Source organism: Variovorax sp. GW821-FHT10D07 (assembly GCF_059415325.1).
This window is the reverse complement of the sequence record NZ_JBWKMZ010000025.1, coordinates 37,753-57,171: the sequence shown is the minus strand read 5'-3', so window position 1 is coordinate 57,171 and position 19,419 is coordinate 37,753. Positions and strand designations below refer to the sequence as shown.

The following is a 19,419-nucleotide window of genomic DNA, read 5'->3' as shown; positions in this document are numbered from 1 at the left end:
TCAGTAACGCGGCGGCGGATCGGGCACGTAGCCCGCCTCGGATTCGGGGAACGGCGACGGTCCCGCGGGACGCGGCCAGCGCGGCGCCGGATTGGCCGGGATCACGCCCGCGGCGACCAGGTTCTCGCGGCTGTCGTAGCGGATGCGCACCACCTCGTCGGGCGAGGAGCGCAGGCGCTCGAAGGTGGTGTGGCCGACGTACGAGGTCTCGCGGCGGCCATGGCCGGTGCCGAGGCTGGGCGCGGGCTGGCTGCGCGACTGGGCCATGGCGGAGGATTCCGCGGCGGCGCTGTCGGCCGAAGGCGCGGTTCCCGGCGCCGGCGCCATCGACTTGTTGCGGGCCTCGAAATCGCCGCGCGGGGCCGACTCCTCGCGGCTGTAGCCGTCGCGGCGCGGGAAGGGCATCGGCACGGGCGGCGGCGGCGGCGGTGCCACGCGCTCGCGGAACACCGCGACGCCGATCACGCCCACCTCGTCGGGCCGGCCGGTGCGGCTCGCATAGGAATTGCCGTTGGCGGTGAACTCGAAGGCCGCGATCTGCGAATCGCTCTTGCGCCAGCCGGCGATGTCGGCGCGCTCGCCGCCCGTGAGCACGTAGCCGTTCTGCTGCACGCCCGCGGTTTCGCCGGTCAGCACGTTGACGCCGTCGACCGACATCACGGTCATCAGCCGTTCGCCCATGCGGTTGCGCAGCCGCAGCGCATAACGCGCGCCGGGACGCCCGGCCACCCAGTACTCGCCGTTGGCGCGGTAGATCGGCAGCTCGCGGCCGGTGGCGCGGTCGACCACGCTGACTTCCATCAGGCCGCCGAGGCGGTCGACGGGCGAGGGCGGCAGATAGGGGCGCGCCGGGGTCTGGGTGCAGGCCGAGAGCGCGGCCAGCGCGAGGGCGGTGGAGAAGAATCTGCGGTTCATGGAGGTCTCTCTTTCCTTGCCGGAAGTGATCGGTGCAGGCTTCTACGGCGCACCGGCGGCAACGGGGTTAAGAAAGACGCACAAAAAAAGGCGCTATCTGAAAGATAGCGCCTTGCGCCCGAACGACGGGCGTTGGAAGCCCAAAACGCCTCACTGATTGGGCTTCAAGCTGCAGCGCGGTGCCGGTGGTCGGCGCCCGGTGCTGTTCGGAGACTCAGATATCTTCGAGCAGCGGATAAGGCAAAGGTTCCACCTGGAGCGCCGGGCCGCTGGCCGAGGCCGCATGCAGGCCGCCGGCCTCGAGCGCCGCGATCTGCATCGAGATCAGCGCGGCCCAGCCGCCGTCGGGCGCCGGCGCGGCCTGCGCGACCGTGCCCACGGGCTGCTCGGCATCGCTGACGGCAAAGACTTCCTGGCCGGCCGCGACTTCGCCGTCGGCCTTCACGAGGTAGGTGCGGCGCTTGAGCGTGCCGCGGAACTGGCTGCGCGCCACCACTTCCTGGCCGGGGTAGCAGCCCTTCTTGAAATTGACGCCGCCCACCGATTCGTAATTGATCATCTGCGGCACGAAGGCCTCGACCACCGGCGTGGTGAGCGTAACGATGCCGCTGCGCACCTCGCTCCACGACCACAGCGCCGCGTCGAGCGCGGCGCCCTGCGGCGCGGCGCTGCCGGCCGGGGCGAGCCAGAGTGCGCGCGGCACGCCGTCGGCCGGGTAGAGCGAGATGGCGCTGCCGCCCTCGATGCCTTCGATCGCGCGGCGCTGGCCGGGCGCGGCCGAGGCGTCGAGGCCGTTGGCCGCGAGCGCGGTGCCGGCGAGGCCGAACAGCGCGAACTGCTCGGTCGCGTCGCTGAGCTTGGCCTTCGCGCGCAGCACGTACATCGACAGCCGCTTGAGCGTGGCCGCCAGGATGTCGCGGCTGCAGACCAGCAGCACCAGCTCGGGCTGCGGGCGGATGCCGATGAAGCTCGCGATCACGCGGCCCTTGGCGGTGCACAGCGCCGCCAGGCGGGCCTCGGCGGCGCCGAGCAGGGAGAAATCCTGGGTCAGCTGGCCATGCAGGAAGGCCGCGGCATCGGGGCCTTCGGCACGGATCACGCCCAGATGGGCGAGGGGCGCAACGCCATTGAGAACGACTGTGGTCATCGCTGAATTATCATGGTCGGGCCTGATTCGTCAGGACCGCGGCGACGGCAGCCTTTCTTCTTGCAGGGCCACCGCCTCGAGCGGCTGCCACGCTGCCGCGAAAAGCCCCGTCCAGCCCGTTCCGCCACCTCATCCTCCTCCGCTCTTTCATCGGATCCGTGCGCCGCTTCTTCCTCACGATCTTCCTGCTCGCTGCCCTGGCCGCGCTGGCCGCCGGTGCCGGCGGACTCTGGTGGGTGCACCAGCCGCTCAAGCTGCCGGCGCCCAACGTCGATCTGTCGGTCGAGCCGGGCACCACGCCGCGCGGCATCGCCCAGGCCGTGGCCGACGCCGGCGTGGCGGTCGACCCGCAGCTGCTCTACCTGTGGTTCCGCATCTCGGGCCAGGACCGGCAGATGCGCGCCGGCAGCTACGAGCTCGACCGCGGCGTGACGCCCAAGCTGCTGCTCAACATCCTGGTGCGCGGCGAGGAAGCCACGCGCAGCCTGGTGCTGGTGGAGGGCTGGAACATCCGCCAGGTGCGCGCCGCCCTCGCCAAGGCCGAACAGCTCAAGCCCGACAGCGTGGGCCTGAGCGATGAGGCGCTGATGGAAAAGCTGGGCCGGCCCGGCCAGCACCCCGAAGGGCGCTTCTTCCCCGACACCTACACCTACTCCAAAGGCTCGACCGACATCGCGCTGCTGCAGCGCGCCATGCGCGCCATGGACAAGAAGCTCGAGGCCGCCTGGGCCGCGCGCGGCAGCAACCTGCCGCTGCAATCGGCCGAGCAGGCGCTGATCCTCGCGAGCATCGTCGAGAAGGAGACCGGCAAGGCGGCCGACCGGGCCGAGATCGCCGCCGTCTTCAACAACCGGCTGCGCATCGGCATGCCGCTGCAGACCGACCCGACCGTGATCTACGGCATGGGCACCGCCTTCGACGGCAACCTGCGCAAGAAGGACCTGCAGACCGACTCGCCCTGGAACACCTACATGCGCAACGGCCTGCCGCCCACGCCGATCTCGATGCCCGGCAAGGCCGCGCTGCTGGCGGCTGTGCAGCCGGCGCAGAGCAAGTCGCTGTATTTCGTCTCGCGCGGCGACGGCACCAGCCAGTTCAGCAGCTCGCTCGACGACCACAACCGTGCCGTCAACCGCTACCAGCGCGGCGGCGGCACCCCTGCGACGAAGGCGGCCCAATGAACGCTGGCGGACTCTTTCTCACGCTCGAGGGCATCGACGGGGCCGGCAAGTCCAGCCACCTCGATGCCTTGCAGGCGCTCTTCGAGGGCCAAGGCCGCACGGTCACGCGCACGCGCGAACCGGGCGGCACGCCGCTGGCCGAAACGCTGCGCATGCTGATCCTCGAACAGCCGATGGACCCGCTGACCGAATCGCTGCTGGTGTTCGCCGCGCGGCGCGACCACATCGTGCAGGTGATCGAGCCGGCACTGGCACGCGGCGACGTGGTGCTGTGCGACCGCTTCACCGACGCCACCTTCGCCTACCAGGGCGGCGGCCGCGGCTTCGACGCCGATGTGCTGTCCACGCTCGAGCGCTGGGCGCAGGCCGGGCGCGGTGGGCAGTCCGACGTGGCCTTGCTGCAGCCGCACATCACGCTGTGGTTCGACCTCGCACCCGAGATCGCGGCCCAGCGCCTGGCCGGCGCGCGCGTGCCCGACAAGTTCGAGGCCCAGCCGGTCGAGTTCTTCCGCAAGGTCGCGCAAGGCTATGCCGAGCGCGTGGCGGCCGATGCGCCGCGCTTCGTGCGCATCGATGCGAGCCAGAGCCGCGACCAGGTCTGGCAACAGGTCGAGGCGGCGCTGGTGGCGCGCGGCCTGGCCGGGGAAGGGCGCGCATGACCGTAGCCGAACTGTCGCCATGGCTGCGCCAGCCGCTGGTCGAGCTGCTCCGCCAGCGCGGCCACGCCTGGCTGTTGCAAGGGCCCTCGGGCCTGGGCCAGTACGACCTGGCGCTCGCGCTCGCCTCGGCCTGGCTTTGCGAGCAGCCGACGGAGGAGGGCGCCGCCTGCGGCCATTGCCCGAGCTGCCACGCCATCGAGGTCCGCACCCATGCCGACCTCTGCGTGCTGATGCCCGAGGTGGCGATGCTGGACCTGGGCTGGCCGCTCGACGAGAAGGCCCAGGCCGACATCGACGACAAGAAGCGCAAGGCCAGCCGCGAGATCCGCGTCGAGGCGATGCGCGACGCGGTCGGTTTCGCGCAGCGCACCAGCGCGCGCGGCCGCGGCAAGGTGGTGCTGGTCTATCCGGCCGAGCGCATGAACACCATCACCGCCAATGCGCTGCTCAAGACGCTCGAGGAGCCGGTGGGCGACGTGCGTTTCGTGCTCGCGAGCGAGGCCGCCTGGCAACTGCTGCCGACTATCCGCAGCCGCTGCCTCGGCTTCACCTTGCCCTGGCCCGACACGCAGCAGGCCGAGGCCTGGCTCGCAACGCAGGACGTTCCCGCCGCGGATGCCGCCGCCCTGCTGCGCGCGGCCGGCGGACGCCCGAGCGACGCCTTGCGGCTCGCGCGCACCGGCCAGTCGCCCAAGGCCTGGGCGCTGCTGCCCAAGGCCGTGCTGCGCGGCGACGTCGGCGCGCTGGCCGACCAGGCGCCGGCGCAGGCGGTCGGCGCGCTGCAGAAGCTCTGCCACGACCTGATGGCCGTCGGCAATGGCGCCGCGCCGCGTTTCTTCGAACCCGGCGACCTGCCGGCCGCGCCGTCGCGGCTCGCGCTGGCGCGCTGGTCGAAATCGCTGGCCGCGTCGGCCCGGACCGCGGAACATCCGTTCAATGCAGGACTCATGCTGGAAGCGCTCGTGAGCGAAGCGCGCAGCACCCTCAACTCAGCCGCTCGCCGCCCATGAACCAACCCGCAGCCCCTTCCGCCAATTCCGCAGCCACCGCTGCCGCAGCCGCAGCCGCAGCCGCCGCCGCTGCGGGTGGCGCCACGCCGCACCGGCCGAGCGTCATCCAGCTCGCGATCAAGGAGAAAGGCGCGCTCTACGCGGCCTACATCCCGCTGTTCTCCGAGGGCGGTATCTTCATTCCGACATCGCGCGAATACCGGCTCGGCGACGACGTCTACGTGCTGCTGACCCTGCCCGAAGACCCGCAGCGCTATCCGGTGGCCGGCAAGGTCGCCTGGATCACGCCGGCGCGCGCGGCCGGCAGCCGCGCGCCCGGCGTGGGCATCCGTTTCCCGTCCGACGAGAAATCGCGCCAGCTCAAGGCCCGCATCGAAGCCGCGCTGGGCGGCTCGATGGCTTCCGACCGGCCGACGCAGACGATCTGACATCCGGGGCGGCCTGGCCGCCTCTTGCGCTCGCCAGTTTTCGGCTCCCTTCGTTTCCTCAGATTCCTGGCGATGTTCACCGACTCCCACTGCCACCTGACCTTTCCCGAATTCGCCGACCAGATGGACACGGTACGCGCCGCCATGGCCGCCGCCCAGGTCGACCGGGCTCTGTGCATCTGCACCCGGCTCGAGGAGTTCGACGAGGTGCAGGCATTGGCCGCGCGCTACGACAACTTCTGGGCCAGCGTGGGCGTGCATCCGGACACCGAGGACACGCTCGAGCCCAGCGTCGACGACCTCGTGCGCCTGGCCGCGCGGCCGCGCGTGGTGGCGATCGGCGAGACCGGCCTCGACTACTACCAGATGGAGGAACGCAAGGGTGGCCGCAGCATCGCCGACCTCGAATGGCAGCGCGAGCGCTTCCGCGTGCACATCCGCGCCGCCCGGCAGACCGGCAAGCCGCTTGTGATCCACACGCGCGAAGCTTCGGCCGACACCATCGCGATCCTCAAGGAGGAGGGCGAGGACGGCTCCGCGGGCGCGGCCGGCGGCGTGTTCCACTGCTTCACCGAAACCGCCGAGGTGGCGCGCGCCGCGCTGGACCTCGGCTTCTACATATCCTTCTCGGGCATCCTGACCTTCAAGAAGGCGCAGGATCTGCGTGACGTGGCGGCTTTCGTGCCGCTCGAGCGCATGCTGATCGAGACCGACAGCCCGTACCTGGCACCGGTGCCGTACCGGGGCAAGACCAACACGCCGGCCTACGTGCCGTACGTGGCGCGGCAGATCGCCGAGCTGCGGCAGTTGCCGGTCGAGGCTGTGGCCCAGGCGACCAGCGACAACTTCGAGACACTGTTCAAGGGGGTTCGACAATGATGAAGAAAAACTTCAAGAAACTCGTTTATCTGTCTGCTTTTGCAGCAGTTTTCTCCGTGCACGCGGGTTCGTTCGAGGACTTCTTCCGGGCCGTGCGCGCCGACAATCCGAGCGGTGTCCGCAGCCTGCTGCAGCGCGGCTTCGACCCCAACACGCGCGACGAGCGCGGCCAGACGGGTCTGCTGATCGCGCTGCGCGAGCCGTCGCCGAAGGTGATCCAGGTGCTGCTCGAGTCGCCGCAGACCAACGTCGAGCTGCGCAACGCCAAGGACGAGAGCCCGTTGATGCTCGCGGCCATCAAGGGCCAGCAGGACCTCGTCACCCAGCTCATCAAGCGCGATGCCGACATCAACAAGCCCGGCTGGACGCCGCTGCACTACGCGGCCACCGGCGGGCACCTGGCGATCATGAAGCAGCTGCTCGACAACTTCGCCTTCATCGACGCGCAATCCCCCAACGGCACCACGCCGCTGATGATGGCCGCGATGTATGGCTCGACCGACGCGGTGAAGCTGCTGCTGGCCGAGGGTGCGGACGTCACGATGAAGAACCAGTTGGGCATGACCGCGGTCGATTTCGCCAACCGCGCCAATCGATCGGAAGCCGCGGCGCTGATCGCCGCGACGTCTACGGCGAAGCCGATTCCGAAGGATGGGAAGTGGTAGTAAATTGTTAATAAAGTAGTAGTTTTTGTTTCTGACGGCTGTAGTTCGTGACTTATTTCCTGCCAATCAAGTGAAAGCTTGATGAAGTTTGTATTTGTTGGAAACAGGCGCGGACAGAATGAGGGCTTCGATGAAGCCCTTTTTTTCGCCCTGAACATCCATGCAAGTCACCATCCAGCAGCTCGGCGGCGGCGCCTTGGCATGGCAGATGTCTTTGCTCGCAGCGATCCTGATCGCCGGCACGCTCGTGGGCTGGCTCCTGTACCTGGTCATCAAGGCCGGTGTGCGTGACGGCATGAGCGAGGCGCTGCGTCGGCGCCGCCAGATCCGGCAAGCGGATCTGGCGATCCATGGCGGGTTGGACGCGCGGGATTGAGGTTTCGCATGCGGGGCTGAGAGCCCGCGAGTGCAGAGACTGCGATCGCAGTCGTGGGCATCGAAGCCTCGTGCCGGGCAGTACCCGGATCAGGTTCCATAAGCGCCCGAGCAGTAACGTCATCGAGCGACATTCCTGCAGCACTGGAGCCATGGCCCACGAAACCCCGCCTCTCTGCTTTCCCGGTTAATCCGCACAATGTGCACTACGGTAAAACCGCAGACACAACGACGCTTATGTCAAGCTTTTCCAGCTTGAAAATCGTAAGTCTCTGCAAGACTAGCAGCAAAATCGGGCCTCCACACGGAGGCCTTTTTTCATGCCCGTCGACCAGACAGCACGTGCTATCCAGAACATCGAGCGCGTGGCCGCACAGATGCTCATCGCCGAGATCGCCATGACGATCATCGGCACGCTGATCTTTTTCTACCTGCTGTATCTAACGATCCGCTATGCCATCCGCGATGGCCTGCGGGATGCGCAGCGCGCCGATCGACGGCCGACCGTGACACGTGATCGCGATCGCATCAGCGCGCCAGACATGCGCGCCGACTAGGGCAGGGGCCGCAAGCGGCTTCATCGAGATCTATCGCATCAGGCACTAGCCGCATCGGCAAGTCACCAGTCGCGCCAGTCGGCTGCGCCTTGTCGCTGCGCTGTGTCACGCCTGGTGCTTTTGCCGCTGCTACGCGGTGAAAAATCCGCCCAGCTTGGAACCCCGCAAACACCCCCGTTGACCCCACACTTTGTGAGGGGCGCAACGGGGGTGTTTTTTATGCGGGGTTCCGGCGCTGGCCGGATTTTTCTTGTGGCACGACGAGCCCACTCCCCCCCGCCCCTCGCCCTGCGAGGGGAGCGAGGAAGCGACTGCTGAAGGTATTCCCAAAACACCAACAGCCATGATCGCAGCCAACTACCGCCGATACGCCGATGCGCTGATCCGCCAGCTCGAGCTGGACCTCAGCACGCCGGCCGAGGCCGCGCCGCAGCAGCGCGCAGCCTGGTGGTCGTGGCTCATGCAGGCCGGCATCGTGCAAGCGCTGCCGAAGGCCTCGCGGCCGGCCTGGCTGGTGGACGCGATGCGTGTCGCACGTGCAGCTGCACGTGCTCTGCGCGGCGCGATCGGGAAGCTCTTCTGATCGATCCACAACCTCGCACTTAAGGACCGCCATGGCCACGAAGAACCGCAAGACGCCGGCAGCGCCGGCAACCACCACCCCCGCACCTCAGCTCCAGTTCGTCGAGCTCGGCCACATCCGAGCCGCGGCGCAGGTACGCACGGAGTTCAACGACGAGGACCTGGCTGAGCTGGCCGCCAGCATCCAGCAGCAGGGCATCCTGCAGCCCGTGCTGCTGCGACCGGACCCGGACGCGATCGAGAGCTACATCATCATTGCCGGTGAACGACGGGTGAGGGCGGCGCACCTGGCAGGACTGACGGCGGTGCCGGCGCTGATCGGCGAGGTCGACCAGGCCAAGGCGGCCGAGATGCAGCTTGTGGAGAACATCCAGCGGGAGGAACTGAGCATCACGGAAATGGCTGCGGCCATTGCACAGCTCTACGAGAAGCACAAGGCGCTTAAGCCGATTGCAACGCTCACGGGCAAGTCGATATCGTGGGTGTCAAAGCACCTGGCACTAGGGCGCGGCCTCGGCTGGCGCGCAACCAGGCTCCTAGATAGCGGAAAGAGCGAGGATCTCGAGCTGGTGCTCATGGTGTCGCAGATCGAAAAACTGGCGTGGGGCCGGCCGCAGCAACAGCTGCTCGAAAACATCGAGCAAGGCACGGCAGGGCGAGAAGAGGCGAGGGCGCTGCTGGCAGACATCAAGGAGAGCGTCGCGGCAGAGAAGAAGAAGGCCAAAGCGAAACAGGCCAAGGCGAGCAAGTCCAAGCAGCCAGCGCCCTGGACGGCGCACGACGGCATGGGCAAGCTGGGCGAGCTGATAAACGCGAGGGGACCCTTCGACATCGACGCCGTACTGGCGACATGGACAGCCGAGCAGCAAGATGCCATGTGCGCACTCGTGAGGAAGTCGTGGGACGCCGGCACCCTGACCAGCAGCGCCGACAAGCTACTGAGCATGCGACGCATGGTGCAGCACAAGAACGTTCGATACGGTGACGAAGAGGACGACGCAGCCTACATCCTCGGCGCGAACGGCATCGAGCTCAGTTTGCGCGACCTGGTCATTGAGTGGCGCGCGATCGCAGACTGACTTTCGCATGCGAAAAAATCAAAGCCGCCCGCGGGCGGCTTTTCGTTTAAGCAGCCGCCTAATTCAATCGCGCTCGATGTCGCGCTTGATAAGCAGCATGGTGCGCACAACGAGAACCAGGACCCCGACCACCCACGCCACGAGGGCCGCTGCCTCAACACTCATCGCTGACGCTCCCGATCAATGCGCTCGACCTCGCGCCAGATCTCGGCGACCACATCCGGCCTGGCCAGCCATCGGAGGAAGCGATACAGACCGAAGGCCATCGCGACGCCCCAAGCAAAGTCCGGATCGATCGTTTCCATGGTCACTTTCTACGGCCGAAACGACCAGGGCGAATCGGACTTGACGCGCGGCTGCGCAGAAGGCTCAGGAGGGGCCGCAGGCGGGCTCGGCGCGGTAGGGATGCCCCCACCGATCAAAACGAGCCCTGGCGAGGCGCTGGCGGCCGTCTGGACGGCTTCGGGAGGCTTCGCCGGTTGCTGCACCTGGTTGCGCCCCGTCAGCTCACCTTCCGCCTGGAAGGCCAGAAACACACCATGGGCAACGATCTGCCGGCACATCATCAGATCGACAGGGTAGGGCGTGGCGTCCTGCGTGTAGCACTTGCAGCCCTTCGTGGGCATCTCCACACACGCAGCAGGGACCGGGACCCGTTTCGGCGTCGTCAACCCGTCGTAGGCCGGCGCAGTGTGCATCAGCGACGAGATGCGAGGCTTGTAGCTCTCGATGTATTCCGCCGACGTTTTGACCTGGCCCACAGCACCATTCGCCGCGGCACCGCCAACGACTTTCGCGGCCTCGGCTTTGTCGCTGGACTTCTTCGCACTCTCGCCCCTACCGACCTTCGAAAAGCCGCTCCAGAACAGGTAGGGAATCAGCACGACCGCGAGCAAGATGAACCACACACGCCAGGGGATGCGCTTCCTCCCGGTGTGAATGGTGGCCGACTCGTACCAGGCATACACCTCGGTCGGATACGGGCGCGTCCGCGAGTTGGCATCCTTCGCGCTGCCGAACTTCTCGCACTGCAGGTTGACCGCATCCCACTGGTGGAACATCGCGACAGGCATCGCACCACCGAGCCGCTTGATGTGCTCATGCCAACCAGGTGCCTGCACCAGGTTGCGCACGAAGCTGTCGATGTTCTTCGGATGCTGCGTGAGCAAGAAAAAATCGAAGCCTCGCGAACGATGCTCGGTGAGACGCTGGATATGCGGCGGCGGGACCTTAGTCGACCTGACCGGCAGATCGTAGTGACACTCATCGATCAGGAAAATCGTGTTGTCATCCTGGGCTTCCCAGTCCTCGAAACGAACGAGCTTCCAACCGAATTCCGCCAGCTTCTCGGGCCTGATATTGCAGTAGGGAAGATTGGGCTTCTTCTCGTCAGTGGCAGGCCTGATGTTGATGCAAACAGGCCTACCAGTCTCCAGCTGGAGCGCACGAACGTCCTTGAGCGTAAGCAGCGTCTTGCCGGAGCCGTTGCCACCAGTGCGCAGGTACAGCATGGCTCAGAGCTTGAAAAAGCGTTTCACGGCGAGCGCACCCGAAGCGGTGCGGATCATCGTCATGCTCATGCGAGCGACCATCGCGCTCGTGACGATGTTGATGAAGACACCGACCTTGGCATAGCCCAGCGCGCCGATCATTTCCGCAGGTAGACCACCAAGTGCCTGGATGGCCTGCTGCTTGAGGTATGTCAGGCTGATGTCCATGCCGCTGTATGTGACCAGGCCGATGCCGAGGCCAACCAGTACCTGAACAGCGAGAGAGCCCATGACATAGCGCAGGCCGCCGAAAAAGGCCGCAAGGACCCAAGGAAGAAATGCCGGCATGGTCAGCCCCTTATAACGATGCGGGCCGCGAGCAGGGAGCCAACGACCACGAGGATATTGCCCAGGATCGCCAACCACGGGCAGACGATGGAAAGCGGAATGGCAACAGATCTGCCCCAGATCGACACACTACGATCCGTGAAGCACTGCTGGGGACCAATCGCACTCGAGTAGTCGAAATCACCAGGACCGATGGTGACCTCACGCCTTGAGCTCGCAGGCAAATCGGCAGTCTGATCAACGCCTTGCTTGCCCTTGGCGCGCATCTCATCGTGGGCCTGCGTGTCCTCGGTCGGATCGGGCGCCTTCTCGAAAAACTGACAGTTACGCTTGTACTGTTCCTCCGCCATGGCGTTGAGCACGGCGTCCTCACTGACCGCTTTAAAACCTGCAACACAGTTGCCATTGAACGAGTTGCCATCACCTTCGCCGCCACCGGCTCCACCCGCACCGGTCGCTGTGCATGCGCCGTTGCCCTTGTCACGCGCACAAAGAGAGCCCGCACTCTCTTTCGTCGTCGTCGTGTTCGTGCCAATGACCGTGCCGGAGCTGTCGCGCGTCGTCTCCTTCGTGGTCGTGTTGCACATGCCGTCCTTGCACTTCGTGTCGCTCTCGGTCGTCTTGGTCGTACCGTCCGAATTGATCTCAGTCTTCGTACCGGCCCAATCGATGCCCTTAGACGTGTCGGGCTTTGCGCAGACCGTAGTGCCATTGACAGTGCCCTCATAACCGCCCACGCACTTCGGCGGCTTGGCCTCAGGCTGCTTCTCTGTGCCTGCGGGATCACCAGCCGCCGGGTCACTCTCCCGGCATGTGCCACCAGTCACAGAGGCATCGCCCTGGGTGTACCAAGAGCCATCGGCATCAGGAAACGAGCGACTGTTGCCGAGCGTGATCTTGCAGCCAGCGTCCTGCGGCACCTCACCAGGGATGTAGCCGGGCGTGCTGATCGGAGAGCCAGCAAGCGTCAGGTTCTGACAGCCCGAACGAACGTTGCGGCCGGGCATTTCGGCGAAGCCAAGCGACTGCCCAGCAGCAGCCTGACACCACGCCTTCCATTTTTCCGAGGCAGTCGGAACAGGGACACACGCGTTGTGCGAAGCGTTCTCCTGATAGCCTGAGTTGCAAGCGCACTGTGTCCCACTCAACGTGCTGTTCGAAGGGCAGAACGTTGCGCTACGCTGAGTGATCAGGATGGTGTAGGTGTTCGGATTCCCCAGGCTGCTGGTGTATGGATATACACACCGACCGGAGCTACTCGCATAGGAGGGACTACCCCAGTTCGTACCAGTCGGAACGATCACATCTCTCACTCGCGGAAAGTAGTCCAGGCAAGCCGCCTCAGGAGTGTCCCTCCACGACATATCGGAGCTAACGCGATACTGCAAGCCGCTCACCTGAGGTATGAGCGCATGGGCAGCCGACGAGCCCAGCAGCATCACAGCGACGATCAGGCGGAAAACAACAGCCACGCAGCCCCCAAGATCGCGATCATCACAAACAGCCCCATTTGCTTTCCCTCTGCGAAACGCTCGACATGAGCGCTTTGAAGAAGCCCCCGGGTGATCAAGCCGGGGAAGCAACCACCGAGGTGATTACTTGATGGAACGACGCACCCAGACGATTGCAGCGATGGTCAGAACCACCAGCAGAATCGCGCCGCCGATGTTGACGATGGGCGAGTCAGTGCCGCTGTATTCGGCGATGCCGGCGGTTACTGCCGACACGTCGATGGCAGCGCGTGCGGGCAGCGCGAGAAGCGTGCCGAGCACCGCAGCACCACTGCCGACAGCGGGCGCGACGAAGCGCTTTGCCTTCGCCTTGAATTGACCGATTGCGAAATTGTTCATGGCTCTATTTCCTCTTTGTCTGCACCGGATTTACGAATGGTGAGAATGACCTGCCGGATGCCCCAGGCCACTGCCCACACGCTCACGATTGCGAACGCGATTTGCTCCCCTTGCTCGTGTGTGATTTCGAGCAAAGGGAATGTCAGTTCGTGCACCACGGTCACAGTGCACGCGGATACGCACTGGATGATCTGTGGATCAGCCATAAAAGCCCCTGACGATGCCGACTACCGCCACGGCGGCGAGTGCGCCAAGCTTCCACACGAAGCTACGGCCGAAGGTGCGCAAGAGCCAACGGAACATCACTCGACCCCTTGCCCGAACCGCAAGGCCTCGCGGCGATTGCGCTGCGCTATGCGCGACCACAGGGCCACAGCACGCTCTCTGCGCTCCTCAAGGCGCCTTGCACGCTCCGCGAATGGAACCGCAGCACGACGCGCACGCAGCCGGTCGCGGATGGAACACGCGATTTCACCGATCCCCCTGGCAATGAAATAACCAGCAAACGCCGTGAAGAGCGGAATGAAAGCGACCATGAGCGTGAAGTACTCCCAGTCAGCCACGGGGATGGCAGTGCATGTCATGACGGCTCCTTCCAACGCATCGGCGGCACCTTCGAGTGATCGCGATGGCGGGCCTTGTAGATGCGCTCCCCGCGACGTGCGACGGCATCAACCCACATGGCAACCTCAAGCGCCACGCAGAACACCGACACAGCAACGAGGAATGCATCCATCACTCGACCGCGTCCAACGTCATGTCCACCGGCGTAACCATCGTCGTCTCGCCGGTGTCCTTGTCGGTCGTTCGGAACGCCTTGCGCGTATAGCCGCCAAGCTTGCAGCGCTGATCGATCTCGTCACCGACGCTGCCGAGGGACTGCTTGCTGCGGATCTCGACCACCTGCGGGCGGCTGTATGCGTCCGCTGCCGGCGTGAGAACACGCGTGTAGTGGGTGCCGTCATGACGGCGGCGCGCATCGATTCGGCCGCGAATCAGAACCTCCATCGGGTTCGCCTGCGTTTTCGCATGCGAAATTGGGGCAGGGGAGGCCATGGGTTGCACAACTGCGTTCATCTCTTCAACTCCTACGCCGCAAGGCGCATCAAATCCCGGCTGACGTGGTACTCGGGGCGGTTCCGAGCCGGTTGATTGCAGAACCGCCTGTCGCCCCTCATGGGCGTGAAGTCGTGGATCAGGGAGTCATTGGCGACCAGAACGATGTCGCTACCGCGCCAGCTCACGCCGACCTCCTCGAGGAGCTTGCGATTGCGATAAAAGGTGGCTTTCGTGTACCGCTCCTTCGCCTTGTCATCACCGCGCGTGGCCATCGTTTGCCAGAACGCATGCAGCACATGGGCGAGCTTTTGGGGGTAGCGCGACTGGAGGCGCTGCCATACGGCCTCCTCGGTGCGTACGGTGTCCATGCCTTGTTTCCCTTCCCGAAGGATTCGCTCTATCTCGCTGTCGTGAATGCGCTGCAGATATTCGTCCGTGACCTGGGAGGCGAGGGGGTTCCGCCCGAAGTCGTACTGCAGCTTGTCGCTGTGGATCTCGACCTCGACGCGCAGGCGTCGATCGGCGAGACGTTGAAGGGCGCGCAGCTTGTGCTCGACCCGGTCCAGGTTCTTCACGTCCGTGCCGTACAGGTGATCGAACAGCAGCTTGAAGAAGCGACGCAAACGCGCGTAGTCGTGAACCTTGAACTCGGGACCCTTGTGATAGAACTTCACGGTGGTGGTCTTGCCCGGGAAGTAGATGCTGTTTGCACACTTCATCGCCTTCGCGCCGCGGCGCGGGAAGCTCATGAGCTGCATGCTGTCGAAGAACTGCCTGATTGCAGCTGGCGCCAGGTCGAAGACGTTCGCGACATCGACGCGATGCACTGTCCAGTTATCAGCCGGGGGCAGCTCGGTGTCGAGCAGCTTCTCAATCAGCGCGATCAGATCGCGCGCGGCCGCGAGGAAGTTGGTCGGGCCACCATAGACGTTGTGACCCAACATGACCTTGTGCACGCTGGCCTCGACAAGCAAGTAGGGCTCGCATGGCTGCAGTCGCACGCGTCCGTTCTTATCGGCCACATGCTCCTCGTGCATCGGCTTGATGCCAATGCGGGCATCCCAACTGCCCAGCAGCTCACCAGCGTGCAGCTCATACAAGATCTCGCCGGTACCGAGGTGCATCCCCGAACGCAAAATGCATTGCTGTTCGATGCGGCGCATCACAGACAGGTCCATGAAGGGAGAACGAAGCTTGATCGTGTCGTAGGCCACGCTCAACGATCCCCACTCATCAGCTGCGACTCGGCATAGCGCTCTTCAGACGCAGCCAACTCGTCCGCCTCGCGCTCCGCGCGACCCACTTCCCACGCTTCACCCATCGCGTCCAACTCGCAACGCGTTTTCTCATCCATGAGACTGTCAGGCGGTGCTACCACGCCCGCCTGACAAAAAATCGGGGAGGGGAGCACCGCCGAACGGCCCGTCGCGGCCGCCTGCGGCTGGCCGCTCATGGGCTCGTTCGTCGGGCTGACGCCCCACCCGATCAAATCGCCGGCGAGCAGCCGCACGCGGTGCTCGTCCTCGAAGATCTCGCGATCGCGCTGGGGGTTGCGAGAGGGGTTCTCAAGGCGATAGAGCACCGAGAACCACAGACGGAGGAAATGCTTTGCCTGGGCGCTCATACAAGCCCTCGCAGCCAGGTCCCGGCCCGGCATTTCCCGTTGCGTCCCTCACGCGCCATAATTACCTCGGTTGGTCATTACGCACGACTGGTTATTACCCAGAAGTGATATAGGCTAGGACCATACCAGAAGTGGGTATACATGAAACATCTTGACTCATTGAATGAACTAATCGACCAAGCACGGTCCATTGCGGGTAGCGATTACCGCCTCGCGAAGACCCTCGGTGTTCCGCCTGGCCACGTGAGCGACTGGCGTCACGGTCGACGGACAGCGACACCGGCGGACCAGGCTCTGATGGCCCACATCGCCGGCCTCGATGCAGTTCAGACCCTGGCGCGCGCGACGGTCCAGCAGTACGAGGGCAAGGCGAAGGGAGATGCGCTGATGAAGGCGCTGGGAAAAGCTTCGCTAGCGACTGGCGCGGTGCTCGGTTCCGTTGGCGCCAGCGCACACCAGATTTTTTCGACGACCCCAATGGGCTCTCACGTCCTTGAGTGGATAGCGAGAATCTTCACAATGTGCATTATGTAAAATCAATGATCTTGTTGTTTGGCCGAATGGCGGCCAAGCGAGGCAAGACCGTTGTGACGTGTGATTGCGGAAATGCGGCCTGAAGAGGCCACCGCTGCCCCCGTCCCCACGAAGCCCGTCGACCCCGCAAAAGAAAAGGCGCCCGGCACCAAGGCCGGGCGCTCAAGAACCTACAGCTGTCACGGTAGGTGCCCCAAGCCAGGGAGGAGGAGTCGCTCGGGACACCGGGATGCTGAGTCTTCGTGATGAACGTCCGTGTCGGACGGCGCCGATAGTTCGGGGCTTTCGGGAGGCCCTCGAATCCGCATGAATTCGGCGAGTACTCATATTCTGTTCATATTTGCCGCCTAGCATCCGCCGCATGCTGCTGGCCAGGCTCCGCCGATGGATCGACGCGCACCGATGCATCGGGTGCGTGATCGGCCTTTGGCTGGTGCTGCTGCACCCGTTCATCTCGGCGCATTTCCACAGCGACGGCCTCGAGGACGAGCCCGGCCTCAAGGTGCGCAATGCCGGCGAGACCGTGCGCTTCGAACCCGACGAGCGCGCCGGCCATGCGAAAAGCCTCGAGACCACCATGTTCGCGCAGGCCTCCTGCTGCACGGTCATGGTCAATGCCCTGACCGCGGCCTTCGATGGCTTCATGGGCATCGTGCTCGCGCTGCTGCCGTTGACCATCGTCGTGGCGACCGGCCTGACCGGTGCGCGCCACGAACCGCCGCGGCGCATCGGCGCGCGGAGTGGGGCGCCTCCCCTGCCCCGCCCCTGGCTGCGGCTGCCGCCGACCACGGCACCGCCGTCCTTCGCCTGATCCATTCCGACGGCGCGCCCGCGCCGCATCCATCGCTTCCCTGACGCCCCCTGCGGCAGGGCCGCTTCACTTCGCCCACGAGGCCTCCTCCATGTCCTTCGCCCGTCCGCGTCCTTGCCGCGCCGCTCGTGCCTGCCCGCGCACTGTCTTTGCCCCTTCCCGTTCGTTCCGGGAGGCTGCATGAACGCATTCCATCTCGATCTGCTGCAATGGCTCGCCGCCGGCACCCATCCCACGCCCTGGGTGCTGGCGATCGCGGTCGGGCTCGCGCTCGGCGGTCCCTGGCTCTCCACGGCCGTGATCGGCGCCGCTGCCTGGCGCCGGCCCGGCCATCGGGCCTATGTGCTCTTCATGCTCGCGGGTGCCGGGCTCACCGCCATGCTGTGCCAGGAAATCGCCGCGCGCATCAACATGCCGCGGCCCTTCATCCTGGGCCTGGTGCCGGCCTACATCCCGCACGGCGCCAGCGCCGCGCTGCCGAGCACGCATGCCTCGGTGATGTTCATGGTGGCTTTCGCCTTCCTCGCGCGGCCGGCGCTGCGCGCACCGGGCATCGCGCTGTTCGCGGTGGCCGCCGCCACGGGCTGGGCGCGCATCCACGTGGGCGTGCATTTCCCGCTCGACATCGCGGTCGGGCTGATGTTCGGCGCACTCATGGCGGGCCTGCTCGGCGCCGCCTGGTGGATGCTGGAACTCGGGGCACAGCAACTCGCTGCCCGCATACCGGGCCTGGCGGGCAAGCGCTGGCCGACGATGCCGAGGCCGCGCGCCTGAGCCGCGCGGCATAAGAAAACTCGAAAAGCGCATTTCCCAATCGAAGGGCGCGGCTGCAAAGTCGCTGCCCCATGGAATCCCTCACGCATCCGCCGCGCACCGCGCCCGGCACCCCATCGCCTGTGGCCGTGCCGCCGCGCGCCTCGCAACCCCAACCGCCTTCCTGCGACCAGCTCGCCGACCGCTTTCGCCCGATCTTCGCGCGCATCGCCGAAGGCGCGGTGCAGCGCGAGAACGAACGCCTGCTGGCCCACGACGCCGTGGCCTGGCTGGCCCAGGCCGGCTTCGGCGCGCTGCGCGTGCCGGTCGCCCAAGGCGGACTCGGCGCCTCGGTCGAGCAGTTCTTCGACCTGTTGATCGAGCTCGGCGAGGCCGATTCCAACCTGCCGCAGATCCTGCGCGCCCATTTCGGCTTCATCGAGCGCCTGTTCGCCGAGATCGATCCCGCGCTGCACGGCCCCTGGCTGCGGCTCGCGGCTGACGGCGTGATCTTCGGTAACGCGACCACCGAGCTCGGCGAAGGCCCGCTCGGCCAGATGCAGACCACGCTGCGCCGCGACGGCGACGGCTGGCGCCTCGAGGGCGACAAGTACTACAGCACCGGCACGCTCTATGCCGAATGGATCGCGGTCTCGGCGCAGCGCCACAACGACGACGGCAGCAGCGACCGCGTGATCGCGCTGGTGCCCTCCGAAGCGCCGGGCGTGGAACGCGTCGACGACTGGCGCGGCTTCGGCCAGCGCCTGAGCGCCTCGGGCACCACGCGCTTTCGCAACGTGCGCGTCGATCCGGCGCATGTGCTGCTCTACGTGCGCGACCAGCCCACGCCGCTGACCGCGCAGTTCCAGCTCACGCACCTCGCCACCCTGGCCGGTATCGCGCGCGCGATCGTGCGCGACGCGGTCGACTTCGTGCAGCCGCGCAAGCGCGTCTACAGCCACGGCAGCGGCAGCACGCCGCGCGAGGACCCGCTGGTGCAGCAGGTCGTCGGCCAGCTCGCCAGCACGGCCTTCGTCGCGAGTTCGACGGTGCAGGCGGTGGCGCGCACCCTGGGCGAGATCGACCGCCTGCGCCAGCGCGGCGAAGCGATCCCCGATCAGTTGCTGTTCCAGGTCGAGCTCGAGACCGCCAAGGCGCAGGCCGGCATCGTCGACGCGGTGCTTCAGGCCGGCACGCGGCTGTTCGATGTCGGTGGCGCCTCGGCGCTGCAGGAGGACATCCGGCTCGACCGCCACTGGCGCAACGCGCGCACGCTGGCCTCGCACAACCCGACCATCTACAAGGGCCGCGTGGTCGGCGACCACCTGCTCAACGGCGCCCGGCCCACCTTCTACTGGGCCGTGGGCGCGAACGTCTCGTCCTGAAGGCCCCGGCGGCGACATGCCGCAGCCGACGAATCCGCATATCCATGCGTGCATTCATTCGTTGGCCGGGGCGGGTGCAGCGCCAACA

At 65.9% G+C, this 19,419-nt stretch carries 28 protein-coding genes; 15 read left to right on the top strand and 13 right to left on the bottom strand.

What is annotated here, in order from left to right; translation table 11 throughout:
- Window positions 1–915 carry a hypothetical protein gene (locus AC07PU_RS40325; protein ID WP_495323436.1) on the bottom strand — a complete coding sequence of 305 codons (915 nt, stop codon included), beginning with the start codon at window positions 913–915 and terminating at the stop codon, window positions 1–3.
- On the opposite strand from AC07PU_RS40325, the gene AC07PU_RS40320 reads away from it, so the two are divergent.
- Window positions 914–1,072: a hypothetical protein gene (locus AC07PU_RS40320; RefSeq protein ID WP_296782622.1), complete on the top strand. Its 159-nt coding sequence runs from the start codon at window positions 914–916 to the stop codon at window positions 1,070–1,072. The genes AC07PU_RS40325 and AC07PU_RS40320 overlap by 2 nt on opposite strands.
- Before the next feature lie 57 nt (window positions 1,073–1,129).
- On the opposite strand, the gene ygfZ is transcribed toward AC07PU_RS40320, so the two are convergent.
- Window positions 1,130–2,062 (bottom strand): CAF17-like 4Fe-4S cluster assembly/insertion protein YgfZ, encoded by a 933-nt coding sequence (gene ygfZ / locus AC07PU_RS40315; RefSeq protein WP_495323435.1) that lies wholly within the window; start codon window positions 2,060–2,062, stop codon window positions 1,130–1,132.
- A gap of 158 nt (window positions 2,063–2,220) precedes the next feature.
- Here ygfZ and mltG point away from each other — a divergent pair, with 158 nt between their 5' ends.
- The 10 genes from mltG (at window position 2,221) to AC07PU_RS40265 (ending at window position 9,477) form a co-directional block, all read left to right on the top strand.
- Window positions 2,221–3,243: an endolytic transglycosylase MltG gene (gene mltG / locus AC07PU_RS40310; RefSeq protein ID WP_296782618.1), complete on the top strand. Its 1,023-nt coding sequence runs from the start codon at window positions 2,221–2,223 to the stop codon at window positions 3,241–3,243.
- Window positions 3,240–3,902 (top strand): dTMP kinase, encoded by a 663-nt coding sequence (gene tmk / locus AC07PU_RS40305; RefSeq protein WP_495323434.1) that lies wholly within the window; start codon window positions 3,240–3,242, stop codon window positions 3,900–3,902. The genes mltG and tmk overlap by 4 nt, the downstream gene beginning before the upstream one ends.
- Window positions 3,899–4,912: a DNA polymerase III delta subunit-related protein gene (locus AC07PU_RS40300; RefSeq protein ID WP_495323433.1), complete on the top strand. Its 1,014-nt coding sequence runs from the start codon at window positions 3,899–3,901 to the stop codon at window positions 4,910–4,912. The genes tmk and AC07PU_RS40300 overlap by 4 nt, the downstream gene beginning before the upstream one ends.
- Window positions 4,909–5,340: a PilZ domain-containing protein gene (locus AC07PU_RS40295; RefSeq protein WP_495323432.1), complete on the top strand. Its 432-nt coding sequence runs from the start codon at window positions 4,909–4,911 to the stop codon at window positions 5,338–5,340. Before AC07PU_RS40300 ends, AC07PU_RS40295 begins: the two co-directional genes overlap by 4 nt.
- 72 nt (window positions 5,341–5,412) lie before the next feature.
- Window positions 5,413–6,219 (top strand): TatD family hydrolase, encoded by an 807-nt coding sequence (locus AC07PU_RS40290; protein WP_398493723.1) that lies wholly within the window; start codon window positions 5,413–5,415, stop codon window positions 6,217–6,219.
- Entirely contained in the window at window positions 6,219–6,884 is a 666-nt protein-coding gene (locus AC07PU_RS40285; protein WP_495323462.1) for an ankyrin repeat domain-containing protein, read from the top strand. The genes AC07PU_RS40290 and AC07PU_RS40285 overlap by 1 nt, the downstream gene beginning before the upstream one ends.
- A 160-nt stretch (window positions 6,885–7,044) precedes the next feature.
- Window positions 7,045–7,260 (top strand): hypothetical protein, encoded by a 216-nt coding sequence (locus AC07PU_RS40280; RefSeq protein ID WP_398493726.1) that lies wholly within the window; start codon window positions 7,045–7,047, stop codon window positions 7,258–7,260.
- Between the two features lie 319 nt (window positions 7,261–7,579).
- A complete protein-coding gene (locus tag AC07PU_RS40275) occupies window positions 7,580–7,816 on the top strand; it encodes a hypothetical protein (protein WP_495323431.1) in 237 nt (78 codons plus the stop codon).
- Window positions 7,817–8,159: 343 nt separating this feature from the next.
- On the top strand, window positions 8,160–8,399 hold the full coding sequence (locus tag AC07PU_RS40270; RefSeq protein WP_495323430.1) for a hypothetical protein: 240 nt from the start codon (window positions 8,160–8,162) through the stop codon (window positions 8,397–8,399).
- 31 nt (window positions 8,400–8,430) lie between these two features.
- Window positions 8,431–9,477: a ParB/RepB/Spo0J family partition protein gene (locus AC07PU_RS40265; protein ID WP_495323429.1), complete on the top strand. Its 1,047-nt coding sequence runs from the start codon at window positions 8,431–8,433 to the stop codon at window positions 9,475–9,477.
- A 161-nt stretch (window positions 9,478–9,638) separates the two neighbouring features.
- Here the strand turns inward: AC07PU_RS40265 and AC07PU_RS40260 are convergent, their stop codons facing one another.
- From AC07PU_RS40260 to AC07PU_RS40210, 11 genes are all read right to left on the bottom strand, one after another.
- The gene (locus AC07PU_RS40260; RefSeq protein WP_495323428.1) at window positions 9,639–9,782 is read right to left on the bottom strand and encodes a hypothetical protein; all 144 of its coding nucleotides are present in this window, start codon (window positions 9,780–9,782) and stop codon (window positions 9,639–9,641) included.
- A gap of 9 nt (window positions 9,783–9,791) precedes the next feature.
- Window positions 9,792–10,988 (bottom strand): zonular occludens toxin domain-containing protein, encoded by a 1,197-nt coding sequence (locus AC07PU_RS40255; protein ID WP_495323427.1) that lies wholly within the window; start codon window positions 10,986–10,988, stop codon window positions 9,792–9,794.
- A 3-nt stretch (window positions 10,989–10,991) separates the two neighbouring features.
- The gene (locus tag AC07PU_RS40250) at window positions 10,992–11,315 is read right to left on the bottom strand and encodes a DUF2523 domain-containing protein (protein ID WP_495323426.1); all 324 of its coding nucleotides are present in this window, start codon (window positions 11,313–11,315) and stop codon (window positions 10,992–10,994) included.
- A 2-nt stretch (window positions 11,316–11,317) separates the two neighbouring features.
- Complete coding sequence (locus AC07PU_RS40245; protein WP_495323425.1) at window positions 11,318–12,322, bottom strand: hypothetical protein; 1,005 nt, start codon at window positions 12,320–12,322, stop codon at window positions 11,318–11,320.
- 588 nt (window positions 12,323–12,910) lie between these two features.
- Window positions 12,911–13,165 (bottom strand): major capsid protein, encoded by a 255-nt coding sequence (locus tag AC07PU_RS40240; RefSeq protein WP_495323424.1) that lies wholly within the window; start codon window positions 13,163–13,165, stop codon window positions 12,911–12,913.
- Entirely contained in the window at window positions 13,162–13,371 is a 210-nt protein-coding gene (locus tag AC07PU_RS40235; protein WP_495323423.1) for a hypothetical protein, read from the bottom strand. Before AC07PU_RS40235 ends, AC07PU_RS40240 begins: the two co-directional genes overlap by 4 nt.
- A gap of 96 nt (window positions 13,372–13,467) precedes the next feature.
- Window positions 13,468–13,749, bottom strand: a complete 282-nt coding sequence (locus AC07PU_RS40230; protein ID WP_495323422.1) for a hypothetical protein — start codon at window positions 13,747–13,749, stop codon at window positions 13,468–13,470.
- On the bottom strand, window positions 13,746–13,901 hold the full coding sequence (locus AC07PU_RS40225; RefSeq protein ID WP_495323421.1) for a hypothetical protein: 156 nt from the start codon (window positions 13,899–13,901) through the stop codon (window positions 13,746–13,748). Before AC07PU_RS40225 ends, AC07PU_RS40230 begins: the two co-directional genes overlap by 4 nt.
- Window positions 13,901–14,242 (bottom strand): single-stranded DNA-binding protein, encoded by a 342-nt coding sequence (locus AC07PU_RS40220; RefSeq protein WP_495323420.1) that lies wholly within the window; start codon window positions 14,240–14,242, stop codon window positions 13,901–13,903. Before AC07PU_RS40220 ends, AC07PU_RS40225 begins: the two co-directional genes overlap by 1 nt.
- 11 nt (window positions 14,243–14,253) lie before the next feature.
- The gene (locus tag AC07PU_RS40215) at window positions 14,254–15,438 is read right to left on the bottom strand and encodes a phage/plasmid replication protein, II/X family (RefSeq protein ID WP_495323419.1); all 1,185 of its coding nucleotides are present in this window, start codon (window positions 15,436–15,438) and stop codon (window positions 14,254–14,256) included.
- Between the two features lie 2 nt (window positions 15,439–15,440).
- Entirely contained in the window at window positions 15,441–15,848 is a 408-nt protein-coding gene (locus tag AC07PU_RS40210) for a hypothetical protein (RefSeq protein ID WP_495323418.1), read from the bottom strand.
- Between the two features lie 297 nt (window positions 15,849–16,145).
- On the opposite strand from AC07PU_RS40210, the gene AC07PU_RS40205 reads away from it, so the two are divergent.
- The 4 genes from AC07PU_RS40205 (at window position 16,146) to AC07PU_RS40190 (ending at window position 19,331) form a co-directional block, all read left to right on the top strand.
- A complete protein-coding gene (locus AC07PU_RS40205; protein WP_495323417.1) occupies window positions 16,146–16,382 on the top strand; it encodes a hypothetical protein in 237 nt (78 codons plus the stop codon).
- A gap of 415 nt (window positions 16,383–16,797) precedes the next feature.
- Window positions 16,798–17,193 (top strand): hypothetical protein, encoded by a 396-nt coding sequence (locus AC07PU_RS40200; RefSeq protein ID WP_495323416.1) that lies wholly within the window; start codon window positions 16,798–16,800, stop codon window positions 17,191–17,193.
- Between the two features lie 180 nt (window positions 17,194–17,373).
- The gene (locus AC07PU_RS40195) at window positions 17,374–17,967 is read left to right on the top strand and encodes a phosphatase PAP2 family protein (RefSeq protein ID WP_495323415.1); all 594 of its coding nucleotides are present in this window, start codon (window positions 17,374–17,376) and stop codon (window positions 17,965–17,967) included.
- 71 nt (window positions 17,968–18,038) lie between these two features.
- Window positions 18,039–19,331 (top strand): acyl-CoA dehydrogenase family protein, encoded by a 1,293-nt coding sequence (locus AC07PU_RS40190; RefSeq protein ID WP_495323414.1) that lies wholly within the window; start codon window positions 18,039–18,041, stop codon window positions 19,329–19,331.
- Window positions 19,332–19,419: the final 88 nt, after the last annotated feature.